The following is a 12,480-nucleotide window of genomic DNA, read 5'->3' on the forward strand; positions in this document are numbered from 1 at the left end:
TCTGTCATTCTCCTCTTATTTCCATATTTTCAATATGTTAATGTGGGCGAAGGTTGTGTAGTAAGTACTCCTACTGGAACACTCACATGAATTTGTCAACACGCCCTAGTTTTAAGCCTAGACCCTTTGGCAAAAGTGCTAGAAAAAAGGAATTTGGACCTTAATCCTACAGTTTGGAGCCAGGAAATTCAATGCTGAAAAAATGCCCTTTTGGGTACACCCTAAAAGTCAGCCATGAGCTGAATTTGTCAACACGACCTAGCCCTCAAGGGCTAAAAAATGGCTTAACTCCGTTACCCCCTGAGCGGATACCGGAGCGGTTCAACGCCCCGGATAGGGGATGCGGGGTCACAGCATTTCCTGAGCTCGACGCACCTTCTATCGACTCTCTCGAATAAAATTTCGAAATTTTCGAAAAAGCCCAAGTCAGCCACTTTACATCGTTCAGATTTTTCGATAGATAATCAGAAAAATCGAACGGAGCGGAAAGCCTCCCCTCGAAGCGAAGTTCCGCACCCTCTCCTGGAACTTCCGGGCACGTCCGCCGCTCGACGCAAGGAGTACATCATGGCCTACAACATCATCGACCTCAGCCTGACCATCGATCCCTCCCAGAAGTACATCCAGTTCCCCCGTAAGCACCTTTGCAACGCGGAGGAGCCCCTGACCGTCTTCCACACCTGTTCCACAGTGAAGCAGATGGGCTTCCTGTCCACCAACGTCTCCATGACGACCCAGAGCTTCACCCACATCGACGTGCCCATCCACTGCTTCGAAGACGGCTTCGCCAACCACGAACTGCCCCTGAGCATGGTCATCGGCGAGGCCGTGGTCATCGACATGACGCACAAGAAGCCCGGTGAGGGCGTCACCGCAGCCGACCTCGAAGCCTCCGGTGTAGAGGTGCGCAAGGGCGACATCGCCATCATCCGTACCGGCTGGACCGATGAGGCGTGGGGAACGGAACGCTTCTGGAACGAGATGATCTACCTAGAAAACGACGCCTGCGACTGGCTGGTCAAGAAGGGCATCAAGGCACTCGCCCAGGATTTCATGACCGACATGAGCCCCATGAAGCAGTCCGGCGGCAAGGCAGGTGCCGGCTACAACGGCTACGCGCACCGAGAGTTCCTGGGCCGCGACATCATACTCATCGAATGGTGCACCAACCTGCGCGCCATCACCAAGCCAAGAGTGTTCTTCGTGTGCCTGCCTCTCAAGCTTCTGGGAACCGACGGCTCGGCGGCGCGTGTCATCGCTCTCGAAAGCATCTAGCGGATCGTCCGTAAAAAAGGAGAGTGTTAAATAGCGGTTGAATTCACACGTATGGCTCCCAAAAGAATCAACCACTTGGGAGGGTACTGCCCACCGTGGGCTAACACTCTCAAAAAAAAGCATGTCTCCTCCGCCGCCCATCTGTCCCGGCGGCGGAGCGGGACGGGGAGAACGGTATGGCACAAAATCCGCAAACAAAGGTCAACTGGAGCTGGTGGCTGCACACCTTGATATTTCTAGCCATCACGTTCGGCATCAGCCAAATGCCGGCACCCGCCCCGCTGACCCCCTACGGGATGAAGGTCATAGGCATCTTTGTCGGCGTTCTCTACGCCTGGGTGTTCATAGACATCATATGGCCGAGTTTCGTCGGCCTGCTGGCGATTATGCTGTTAGGCATCATGAAGCCGGTCGTCCTGCTCAACAAAAGCTTCGGCGACCCCATTGTCGTCATGATGTTCTTCATCTTCATATTCTGCGCCTGCATAAGCCACTACGGCCTGTCGCGTTTCATATCCCTGTGGTTCATATCGAGATCGTTTGTCAGGGGAAGACCGTATGTCTTTTCCTACGTTTTCCTTGTCTCGATCATGATTCTTGGTGGCCTGACAAGCGGAACACCCGCCGTTCTCGTCGGTTGGAGCCTCTTCTACGCCGTCTGTGACCTGTGCGGCTACAAGAAGGGTGAAAGCTATCCGACCATGATGATTTTCGGTATTGTCTTCGCCGCTCAGTTCGGCATGTCCACCATCCCCTTCAAGTCCGTGCCACTGGCCATCGTGGGTGCCTACGAGAAACTGTCCGGCGTTCCCATCGACTACGGTTCCTACATGCTCCTGGCCTTCCTTGGCGGATTGCTCATCCTCGCCGTCTTCATCCTGCTTGGCAGAATGGTTTTCTCCCCGGATGTCGGCAGGATCCGCAACCTCGACATCGACAGAATCACCAGTGACGGCTCCTTGGTCCTGACACCGGTGCAGAAGGTCATGTTCACTCTGCTGGTGGCTCTGCTTGGCTGCATGCTCGCCCCCAGCTTCCTGCCCAAGGACTTCATTGTCGCCCGCCTTTTGAACTCCATTGGCTCCACCGGCATCTGCATTCTCATCATCGCCATCATGTGCGTGATCAAGGTGGACTCGAAGCCGTTGCTTCCCTTGCGTCAGATGATCGACAAGGGCGTCTCCTGGCAGATCATCTTTCTTCTCTCCTTCGCGCTCCCCCTTTCAGGCCCCATGAGCTCTCCGGAAAGCGGCATTACCGCCTTCCTCATGGAATTCCTGGAACCCGTCCTCGGCCAGGACTCCCAAATTCTGTTCGCCCTCTGCATCGGGGCCTTCGGTGCCCTCCTCACCCAGTTCGTCAACAACACGGCCTTGGGCATAGCTCTCATGCCCATCGTGTTCACCTACTGCTCGGCCCGCAACTATCCTCCAGAGGTGAGCGTTATCCTCGTGACGTTCTGCGTGCACCTGGCCTTCCTCACTCCCGCCGCCAGCTCCACCGCCGCGACGCTACACGGCAATGACTGGTGCTCCACGAAGGACATCTGGAGGATTGCCCCCCTCACCCTGCTTGGCGCCTACCTGACCCTCGCCGCGATGATGATTACAATAGGCCGCTTCGTGTGCTGACGCGGAAACAGAGTCCCTCGACTGTATGACAGACAACGGGACCGTAAGGGTACGACACGACTGCATGTACACTCTGATATGAGCTCTCGACGCCACTCGGGAGCTCATATTTTTTCTCCGCAAACAGGGGAGTGCAACCAATGAACGGACAAACTGCCAAAAAGTACATCTTCCACTCCCTCAAAGCCATGGTCCTTGGTCTTTTCGCCTCTCTGATCATGGGCGTCATCCTCCGGACGCTGGGAAGCGAACTGGAAATACCCTTTCTGGATCGGGTGGGATCTCTGGCCATGGAGGGTATGGGACCGGCAATCGGAGCTGCCGCCGCCTGGAGCCTGGGCGCGCCGCCTCTGGTCCTGTTCGGGTGCGCCTGCTGCGGTCTTGCCGGCGTGCAGGGAGGAGGTCCACTGGGAGCTCTGCTCGCAGGGCTGGCGGCTGCGGAATGCGGTCGACGCGTTTCGGGCAGGACGCAGCTGGACATTCTCGTCACGCCGATCGCAACCCTCCTCGCGGGATGTGTCGTCGCTGAACTCGCCGGTCCTCCCATCGGTTCCTTCATGCGCTTTCTGGGCGGTATCGTGGTCTCGGCCACCCAGGCGCAACCTCTTGTCGCAGGAGCGGTCATCGCCGTCGTCATGGGCATGGCCATGTGCACGCCGTTTTCCAGTACGGCCATCGCCATCATGCTCGACATGCACGGCACCGCGGCCGGCGCGGCCACCGTAGGGTGCTGCTGTCAGCTTGTGGGTTTCGCCATAAGCGGCTACCGGGATAACGGTCCTTCGGGATTGGTCAGTCTGGGCCTCGGCTGCGCCATGCTGCAACTGCCGAACATTCTCAGAAATCCGTACATCTGGCTTCCCCAGATTCTGGCAAGCGCGCTGCTGGGCCCCTTCGCCACCACAATCTTCCCCATGGAAAACATGCCCGCTGGAGCCGGAATGGGAAGCAGCGGTCTTGTGGGCCAACTCGGAACCATCGCGACCATGGGGGCCACTCCGCAGGTCTTCCTCCTCATGGGATTCTTCCACTTCCTGCTCCCCGGCCTTCTCGCCTGGATCTTCGCAGGACTCCTCAGGAAAGCGGGAAAGATACACGACGGGGACATGCGTGTCTCAACCACGCTGTAGCCCGTGCCTGCCATTTTCCGATGCCACGGAAATGCCTTACCCATCTGGGGAGAGGGCGTCAAACAGGGTGCCGCCACGGGCCCGCACCACGGAGAATGTCCGGATCCGGCGCGAGGCACCCCATACACCCGCACCCGCTCAGAGGGCTTTCACGTCGTTCCTCAGCTTCAGTCCGGGGATCGTCGTATCATTCAGCAGGAATTCAATGAAACGGGCAGCCGCCGGCGAGACGTACTGCCGCGGCTGATGGGAAACGACGTACGCCCGATCCGGAAAGAGGTCTCCCAGGGGATAGGTTCGAACCCTGAAACCCGAAGACGTTGTCTGAAATTCATCCAATATTGTAATGCCGTATCCGAGAGAGACATAATTGAGGATCGGAAGAAAAAATCCAACGTACTGCTTGATGTTAAGCTTGTATCCGCATTCAGATATTTTTTCCATAACAAGCTTGTCCAAAGGGTATTCTTTCCAAAACGCTATGAATGGATACTTGATAAAATCCTCTATTTGCATAGGATTTTTATATTTAAGTTCCATATCATCAGGCGTAACAAGACACATTTGCGACGAAAATAGCGGATACTGTTGGGCGTCGTTGGGCAAAATACTTGACAGAGTAATGAGAAGGTCAATTTCCGGAGCGTAGTACGACTTCAGAAGCTGTCTGATAGGCTGCGGCCTAACTTCTATGTTGACATGGGGATAGGCCTTGTTGAACTCGATAATTTTCGAGGGAAGGTAGTAACAGCCTATACCGTAGTTTGCTGCTATACGCAGATTTCCCCGAATTTCCGCCCCGCCATTAATCTGATCGCTCACCTGCTGGAGCAGACGGAAGATCTGCTGGCACAAAACGTAGAGCTGCTCGCCCGCGGATGTGAGCTCAAGCGGTGAACTCCGTCTGTTGAGCAGCTCCGTGCCAAGACGCTGTTCCAGCTTTTTCAGCTGATAGGTAATGGTGCTCTGGGCCTTTCCCAGACTCTCGGCCGTTCTCGAAAAGGATTTGAGATCGACAAGCGTGTAGAAAGTTCTGAGCCAGGAAATGTAATCTCCGCTGAAGTCGTCCATCGATTTACCTTGCTCCTTGTGTGAAGAGCCGTGAGCAGGAGGATGGCGCTTCCTCCCGACCTCCGGTCAACGCGATTTCCAGAAAACGGAAGGTCCTTGCAAAAAACTGGCTCTTCGGGGGTATTTGTGGGTCGGTATCCAATCCCCCGCATTAGCCCTTTTCGCCAAGCATTATTTGAATCTCTGAGGGCTGCCTCAGTTTGCAGTGCAAAGGCATTTTCAGAGAATTTGTCAATAGTACTTGCAAGTTGGGCTCTAAGAGAGCTGGAATTCTGTCTCCCAGCCCATCAAGCCAAATTGCCCCAAGGACAGGGGGTGTTTGAGTTACCCACAACCCCCCCGAAGAGCCTAAAAAGTAATGCTGCAGACAAGACTCAGCAAGGCGGCCAGAGATGCCCTGGACCACAAAAATCGCCCCAGGGCGTACCAGCTTATCAGGTGCAGCCACAAGGCAATGCATCCAGCCTTCAAGATAGCCACTGCCGCGTTGGCACTGGATGAAAAGAAGCCTTCGAGAACAGTCAGGAGATTGGGGACACCGGGATCGTGAATAAATATGGGCGCTACGGGATCTGCGGCAAAGGCAGCAGGATATCTGGCAACTTCAAGGATCTGGGCATAATTTTGCAGATCGCTGTCTATGCCCGCGCCTAGGGGCGAGAGTAGCAATATTCCCTTGCACGCGGCAAGACTGAAGAGAAGGCTCAGGCAGGCAAAGAGGATGTCCCTTGCAGACAGAATACTGTAGCCTTGAGATATGGTACGCAAGAAGTGCTCCCGAATTGATTTTGAAAATTCGTGTTCGGACTCGAAAAAAGTCTGGTGAGTACGGACAGCTACTCTGAAATCCCTCTTCACTCTTGTCAACAGTTTTTGCTCCCAAAGCCAGCTACCAGGCTGCGTATCTGTGTTGTCTAAGGACTTGCGCTGATATAACGCTGTCTTTACAAGTAACATAATTAAAACATTTCAAATAGCTACCATTGTAATGTGTTAGCGTTATTTGCGCGTGAGTCCTAACTTACACTCTGCACGGCTCGAGAGGGATAGGCAGATCCAGCTGCAAGGAGGGTTTGCCTATGCTACATTCCCTTAGGGATTTGCTTATCTCACTCTTCCCACTTGCGATAAGTGAGTGATTATATGTGTTTTCTTCGCTCAGTCTCAGCCGTAAAAAAGGGGCACGAAAGGAGCCCACAGGGGCATACTGTTTTGCGACAATTAGAAATCCCCAGAAACGTCACGAAGAATTCCCCACTTCCGTCAGGAAAGGATACGCCTGGAGAGGAGGGCACACCCTGTGGTAGGGGGAGGGGCCCCTCCCCCTACCACAGGGTGTGAGGCCGCGCGGCTTCTCTCTTGGGGGTATCCAGGGGCTGACACTGGTGGACTTTCTGCTTCAATCTCTCTACTCCCTCAGCAATCATAATTGCTGAGGGAGAAAACAGGATGCTCTCTATGAGTACTATTATGGACATTAAACAGGCTGCTTCGGAGGAAACTTGCATCGCAAAAATAGCAAGGGACACCGGCGTTGACAGGAAAACTGTAAGAAAATATGCGGCTTCTTACTCTGCTTCCATGCCTCCTTTCAAAAAATCAAGAAAATCCAAATTAACTCCATGCGAAGAAGCAATCCGTGATCACTTGGCCTGCACTTGTTCTACGACGGATGCAAAGCAGCGCCTTACTGCCAAGCGCATCCACACCATGATTCTAAATGGCGAGCTCGACGAGAAGCTCCCACCTATGGAGGTTTCTATCAGGACGGTAGAACGTATGGTCAAGGACTTACGTACAGAGCTCAAGATCCAGACCAGGAAGCGTCATTTGAGTCTGCTGCATGCTCCAGGAGATGCTCAGTTAGATTTTGGGGAAGTTGATGTTTTTATCGATGGAAAGACCTGCAGACAATATATTTTAGTGTTGACTTTTCCGTACTCGAACTACCGCCTTGCCCAGATGCTGCCTGCACAAAATTTCGAGTGCCTTGCAGAAGGGCTTGTTACTATGTTTGAATTTATTGGAAGAGTCCCCAACCGCATTCGCTGTGACAATATGAGCACAGCAGTTGCCAAGATACTCCATCGGAGTGACATCGTGGAAGAACACGATGTCTGGGATGCTGTGGAACATCCCCGTCGTCTTACGGACAACTTCCGAGAACTTATGTATGCATACGGTTTTATTGCAGAATTTTGCAATGCCGCTTCTGGATACGAAAAGGGATCTGTGGAAAACGCGGTTGGCTGGTTCCGTCGCAACTTCTTTGTTCCAGGACAAATTTTTAATGGAAACTACAGAGAGTTTAACAAAAAGTTATTTGATTTCTGCAGAAATAAAGCTCACAAGGAGCATTACAAGCATAAGATTCTTATTGATGTACTCCATGATCAAGAAAAGAAACAAATGAAATTACTGCCTCAAAAGCGGTATGTTGTTTGTTCATGGACTAACGTTGTTGCCGACAACACTTGCAGGATATCCGTTGATTCCAATACCTACCAGGGCGACTTCCTTCCCGGCCAGAAGATTGTGGTCAAAAAGACCTGGGATCTCCTGGAGTTCTATACCGAAAGAGGTACTCCACTGGGTACCGTACAAAGGAGCTATAGTCGGGGTAAGGACTTCATCAATTGGCTGACAGAAATGGAATTGCTGTCTGAGCGTCCAAGTGCTTTTAAGAACAGCTCTTTTTTCAAAGTCCTTACTCCGGCCGTTGGTTCCTGGATGGTGAATCGTCCTGCACCGGCCCGTAAGCAGTTTTTTCAGGTCTGCCTGAGCATGTTGAAAGCCGATCTGACCATCGATGACATCTGCAGCAGGTTTGACCAGGCTGTGCGGGAGTTTGGCAACTGCTCGAACGATATCGTCGTCAACGCCCTGCGCGGCATCAGGGACCACAAACCTGATGAAATTCAAAAACTTGTTTTACCTGACTATTTACCTGATCAACACCTGGTTCCTCTTGATATGGGGAGCTACGTACAGGGGGGTGGACTGTGATGACCAATCCTTCCATGGATGCCGACATCTTGCGTCTTGCCACCAATCTCAGAATGGGGAGTGCTATAGCCGAGCTGTACAGCAAGATTCCTTTCACCGATCCTGCCTCGTACGTCCATGGCCTTCTTCAGGCCCTCTGGGATGCCCGTATCAAAGAACGGGTACTGCGCTGGCAACAGCAGGCCGGATTTGAGCAAAAGAAAACGCTCGAGAATTATACGACTGACCATCTCGAGCTTCCCAAAGGTATGGCGCTCTCCTGGTTCACAGAATGTCACTTTGTCGAACAAAAACAGAATTTTATCCTGCTGGGGAACCCTGGCACGGGCAAGACCCACTTCGCTACCGCTCTTGGCATGGAAGCCTGCTCCAGGGGCTATAAAACTTGCTTCTGGCGAATGGCCAGGCTCGTCAATGAACTGACTGCCTCCCAGGACGACAAGAGCGCATACAACGCCCTTAGACGTCGTCTCAATGATGCCTCACTGCTCATCATCGACGAATGGGGCTATCTTCCCACCAATGTCAACGGCACACGCCTTCTTTTTGAGCTCATTTCCGATTCGTACGAGAAGCGCAGCGTCGTCATCACTACCAATCTACCCATGGCCGAGTGGAACCGTATCTTCTGCGACGAAAGGCTCCTCTTCGCCATCATGGACCGGCTTATCCATCATGGCTATCTCATCAAGCATACCGGGGACAGCTACCGTCTAAGCCACTCTCTCATGCGCTAAAAAATTCGTATCCGCTCAGGGGGTAACGGAGTTAAGCCGTTTTTGGGAGTTCCGATGAGGACGTGGCCTGCACAGAATTCTCAAACCCCAACTCCTTGCGCATCTGTTGAGCAACCTGCACGACCGGCCCGTACATGGAGAGATCTTGAGGTAGCCCCTGCAGATGGTTGCTGATACACCTTCGCAGCATCTCAAAATACGGCCACTCTTGTTGCCTGCATGTCTGCTTGAAGGAAAACGAGCGCTCCAGCCAACGGAAACCTGCCTCGGATATCGAACCGAAAGCACTCTTGCGTTTGACGACTATTGCCCTGAGCGCTCTCTCGGCAGTGTTGTTCGTTGGCTCCACTCCGGCAATACGCAGAAATGTATAGAGGGAGACTCCATCTTTCTCAAGGCGCCTGGCAAGAGTGCCGAGGCAATCGTCCCGTTTTTTGAACAAGTTGATGAGTCCCTTCACTCTCATCATTAACGCCCGCCATTCACCCTCGGTGAGCGCCTCTCTGTCGATTTTGGTGAGGCGGCACAGCTCCCTGTACAGACGCAGGCCGCCTTTGGCTATTTCTGCAACAGGATCCTGGGAAAGCTTTTTGGCTGCCCTGGAGAGATGGGCCAGGCAGCTTTGCCTCAATTCGGCTGGCCAGGAAGAATAGACTGCGTAGTCATCAGACGTCAGTATACCGGACCAGTTGCGGACAAGCTCCAGAAAGCCTTCCTTGCTTCTGTTGGTATGAATCATGAAGAAGGTGACAAGGCAGGAGACCATAACCCAAAGCCATACCATGATTTTGCCCGCCGGACCGAACATGCGCCAGCCTGTTTCGTCAACATGGTTGATTGGAACCGTTCGGGCGCTCTCGCCAATCTTCTCATAGTGCGGTTTGAGCGCACTGCTGACACGTCCAAGAATTTGGTTCAGGCCACCATGAGATATCTGAAGCTCTTCCCCATGTGATGTCCGAACGAAGCCCTTGTCACGCAAAAACTCCAACACGCCTCGTCTGCTGAGTCCCAGAGTGATTAGACCTTGTACCAGGGCAGAAAGGTTCGGGCCATACCCTGCCTGGAACTTCCGGGGTGCTTCCCCCTTGCAGACTTTGCCACAATTACTGCATGTCCCTCGATACAGGATGATATGCAAGACCTTCACCAGAATAGTAGGAATCTCAAAATACTGATGCTTGTAGCAAGGCTCCAGATTCTCAATTTCCTGACAGCCACAGGAACAGGGCCCAGGGAAAAACTTCAGCTCCTCATCGGGAGTGACAAACTTCTGCCTGGCCCCAGGATGCCCTTTCCGGGCACCTGTTTTCTTCCCGGGGGTCTTGGGGTTGTCCCTGGAATCCTTGGGAGCCTTCTCCCTGGAGGTCCCGGACTCCGTATCGTTCTCATTATTCTCAGTTCCACCCATGGTTGCAGGAGACGAGCCACCATCACCTGTTTGTGTGCCAGCATTGCCCTGGTTGTCGGTGTACCAGGGTAGATCCTTGGAAGAGGGAATGCCCGAGTTGCCAGAATTGGTGTTCAACCTGCGCAAGAGGGCGTAGTTCTGCTCTTGCAAGGTCTTGACCTGTTCTGTCAGAACCCGAACCTGTTCTCGCAGGGTCCTGTTTTCCTCCTGCAATATCTCTACCTGTCTGGCCAACTGCAGGGCGATGGACACGACAGAGTCCAGTACCTGCACCAGCTCCTGGTGAGGTAACCGTGCCGCTTCTTCCCCTCGGGGGATTGCGGAAAGTATGGCTCTGATATCGGTATCCATACTTGCCCGTATCATAACTCTGGGACGGACGACTAGCCCTCGAGGGCTAAAAAATGGCTTAACTCCGTTACCCCCTGAGCGGATACAAAAATTCCCCACCCTGGGGAGGTTTTCGTGACGGATCTGGGGAATTTTACTTGACGGAACACACATTGATGCCAGCTTGGCAGCAATGCGTACTCGTAGCCTGTCCAGCCAATATTTCGTTGTGAGAAGGAACGCAAAAGCAATGGATCTGGACATGGGGCCACGTCGTGTGCTCATATTACCTCCTTGGCTCTGTGCGCATACAACTGCCCTATTTTTAGGGTATATGCCGAGCAAAAAACAGTTTGATGGAGATATTGGGCAGTACGATTTACACAGTGCCTCGTGGTTTTGTGCCCTGCTGATTCCAACAATGGAAGCAAGGCGTTTCGCCGTTCGGCAAAAGAAAGTCTCTTTTGCCGAAATCAGGGGGAATACAGGCGATGATGCCGGGTGCGTTTATTTCTTTACTGTTTTACTACACAATATACAACCTGCCAGCAGATATATTTGAGGTACAGCAAAATAGAATCCTAATCATATGAAATAATTGAATATGGCCCAGTGGCCCAAAATGAAAATAATAGTGGGCCACCAAAATGTACAGATAACTGTTTGTAATTACTTATATTGGCCCAGTGGCCCAAGTGGCCCACATAAATATATATTCACTGCTGCGTTATCAAAAAAATTTTTCAGGCTACTGATATGCCCCTCCAAGGCGGACAATCTCAGGAATATCAGGTAGTTGTTTGCCGTCGCGCATAGCATCTACAGCATCTGCCCACCACTGCATGACAGCTTTTGTTGGGCCAAGGTAGGTAGTTCGATTGTAGGCCTGCTCGGTCGCCCCACCGGCAACATGGAACAGAATTCTTTCGGTAAGGACTTTGGGAATGCCATGCTCCAAAGCTATGCTCTGAAAAGTCGATCTGAATCCATGTAGGCTTTGTTCTTCCTTGGTAATGCCACTGTTGCGCAAATACTTAATGAGGCTCCCATCCGATATATGTCCTGATTTAGTTGTCCCGGGGAAACAAAAAGGGATGTCCTCATTTGAATATTTACGTAGGTGACTCAGAATTTCTTTTACTTGGCGGGAGATAGGTAGGTCGTATGAACGTCCATTTTTTGTTCTTGGGAAATGCCAAATACCTTCTTCCAGATCCACATCTTCCCATTTTGCTCCTCTCAGGTTTGAACAGCGGAGCGGCACATAGCAAGCTATCTTCATCGCTCCGGTGACAAATGGTCCACTCTGTTTAGCTTCGGCATATTCCCATATTTTAGAGAATAAAGTTCTACAAGAACCTTCAGTAGTCTGGGCCGCATGATGATTTTTTTCTCCCATCTGCCTTGGAAGCAAACTAGAAAGTCGTTCATCAGGACTTGAGTCTATATATCCACAGTCTACTGCATACTGGAAAATTCTACTCAGTAGCCCAGCTACTCTCTTGGCTTGCTCTAAGCTCTTGTTTTGCAGGGGAAGATCAATCAACGGTTTAAGGTGATCTTTCCTTCGTATGTCTGAAATTGGTAGATCAAGAATAGACTCAGCATGGTTCACAAGTCTGTTTGTATCGCCCTGCATCGTCTTGGGTGTTATGTCCTGCCTGGTTGCCAAATATTCCTTGGCAACAATGCGAAAAGTATTCTTATCCAGGTCTTCAAGGCGTTTGATTTCTTCCTTTTCCTGCCTTTTTTGTTGGTTGGGATTGATCCCTTGTTTGAGTAAACCTGAGTTCCCGGGATGTTTTTACTACCACGGGTCTAATTCAGCTGAGGATCTGTACTAGTATACATACTTATCTCTCTGTAAATATAGTATAAAGCTTCAAGCC

General features: G+C 51.9%; 10 protein-coding genes. 6 read left to right on the forward strand and 4 right to left on the reverse strand.

Translation table 11 applies throughout. The features are described 5' to 3' along the window. The first annotated feature begins 567 nt into the window (after positions 1-567). The 3 genes from B5F76_RS13770 to B5F76_RS13780 all read left to right on the forward strand — a co-directional run bounded on the left by B5F76_RS13770 (position 568) and on the right by B5F76_RS13780 (position 4,036). Positions 568-1,275: a cyclase family protein gene (locus B5F76_RS13770; RefSeq protein WP_087355586.1), complete on the forward strand. Its 708-nt coding sequence runs from the start codon at positions 568-570 to the stop codon at positions 1,273-1,275. Between the two features lie 176 nt (positions 1,276-1,451). Further along, positions 1,452-2,906, forward strand: coding sequence for an SLC13 family permease (locus tag B5F76_RS13775; protein WP_087355588.1), 1,455 nt, complete (start codon positions 1,452-1,454; stop codon positions 2,904-2,906). Between the two features lie 140 nt (positions 2,907-3,046). After that, complete coding sequence (locus B5F76_RS13780) at positions 3,047-4,036, forward strand: PTS transporter subunit IIC (protein WP_087355590.1); 990 nt, start codon at positions 3,047-3,049, stop codon at positions 4,034-4,036. 138 nt (positions 4,037-4,174) lie between these two features. Here B5F76_RS13780 and B5F76_RS13785 read toward each other — a convergent pair whose 3' ends face one another. Both B5F76_RS13785 and B5F76_RS13790 read right to left on the reverse strand, forming a co-directional pair. Beyond that, the gene (locus tag B5F76_RS13785) at positions 4,175-5,107 is read right to left on the reverse strand and encodes a LysR family transcriptional regulator (RefSeq protein ID WP_087355592.1); all 933 of its coding nucleotides are present in this window, start codon (positions 5,105-5,107) and stop codon (positions 4,175-4,177) included. Positions 5,108-5,455: 348 nt separating this feature from the next. Continuing rightward, a complete protein-coding gene (locus B5F76_RS13790) occupies positions 5,456-5,875 on the reverse strand; it encodes a hypothetical protein (RefSeq protein ID WP_087355594.1) in 420 nt (139 codons plus the stop codon). 702 nt (positions 5,876-6,577) lie between these two features. Here B5F76_RS13790 and istA point away from each other — a divergent pair. After that, positions 6,578-8,113 carry an IS21 family transposase gene (istA, locus tag B5F76_RS13795; RefSeq protein ID WP_162608865.1) on the forward strand — a complete coding sequence of 512 codons (1,536 nt, stop codon included), beginning with the start codon at positions 6,578-6,580 and terminating at the stop codon, positions 8,111-8,113. Continuing rightward, the gene (istB, locus tag B5F76_RS13800) at positions 8,113-8,850 is read left to right on the forward strand and encodes an IS21-like element helper ATPase IstB (protein WP_087355598.1); all 738 of its coding nucleotides are present in this window, start codon (positions 8,113-8,115) and stop codon (positions 8,848-8,850) included. The genes istA and istB overlap by 1 nt, the downstream gene beginning before the upstream one ends. A gap of 31 nt (positions 8,851-8,881) precedes the next feature. On the opposite strand, the gene tnpC is transcribed toward istB, so the two are convergent. Then, positions 8,882-10,612 carry an IS66 family transposase gene (tnpC, locus tag B5F76_RS15410; RefSeq protein ID WP_162608866.1) on the reverse strand — a complete coding sequence of 577 codons (1,731 nt, stop codon included), beginning with the start codon at positions 10,610-10,612 and terminating at the stop codon, positions 8,882-8,884. 229 nt (positions 10,613-10,841) lie between these two features. Between tnpC and B5F76_RS15020 the strand changes: the two genes are divergently transcribed. Beyond that, positions 10,842-11,153 carry a hypothetical protein gene (locus B5F76_RS15020; RefSeq protein WP_162608867.1) on the forward strand — a complete coding sequence of 104 codons (312 nt, stop codon included), beginning with the start codon at positions 10,842-10,844 and terminating at the stop codon, positions 11,151-11,153. Positions 11,154-11,339: 186 nt separating this feature from the next. On the opposite strand, the gene B5F76_RS13810 is transcribed toward B5F76_RS15020, so the two are convergent. After that, positions 11,340-12,359 carry a tyrosine-type recombinase/integrase gene (locus B5F76_RS13810; RefSeq protein ID WP_446717644.1) on the reverse strand — a complete coding sequence of 340 codons (1,020 nt, stop codon included), beginning with the start codon at positions 12,357-12,359 and terminating at the stop codon, positions 11,340-11,342. Positions 12,360-12,480 lie beyond the last annotated feature (121 nt).

The sequence above is a fragment of the Desulfovibrio sp. An276 genome, from assembly GCF_002159665.1.
Taxonomy (GTDB): Bacteria; Desulfobacterota; Desulfovibrionia; order Desulfovibrionales; family Desulfovibrionaceae; genus Desulfovibrio; species Desulfovibrio faecigallinarum.

Coding starts and splice junctions, on each gene's coding strand:
- istB (WP_087355598.1), top strand. CDS start 8,113: ATGACCAATCCTTCCATGGATGCCGACATCTTGCGTCTTGCCACCAAT.
- B5F76_RS13775 (WP_087355588.1), top strand. CDS start 1,452: ATGGCACAAAATCCGCAAACAAAGGTCAACTGGAGCTGGTGGCTGCAC.
- B5F76_RS15020 (WP_162608867.1), top strand. CDS start 10,842: ATGGATCTGGACATGGGGCCACGTCGTGTGCTCATATTACCTCCTTGG.
- istA (WP_162608865.1), top strand. CDS start 6,578: ATGGACATTAAACAGGCTGCTTCGGAGGAAACTTGCATCGCAAAAATA.
- B5F76_RS13770 (WP_087355586.1), top strand. CDS start 568: ATGGCCTACAACATCATCGACCTCAGCCTGACCATCGATCCCTCCCAG.
- B5F76_RS13780 (WP_087355590.1), top strand. CDS start 3,047: ATGAACGGACAAACTGCCAAAAAGTACATCTTCCACTCCCTCAAAGCC.
- B5F76_RS13785 (WP_087355592.1), bottom strand. CDS start 5,107: ATGGACGACTTCAGCGGAGATTACATTTCCTGGCTCAGAACTTTCTAC.
- tnpC (WP_162608866.1), bottom strand. CDS start 10,612: ATGGATACCGATATCAGAGCCATACTTTCCGCAATCCCCCGAGGGGAA.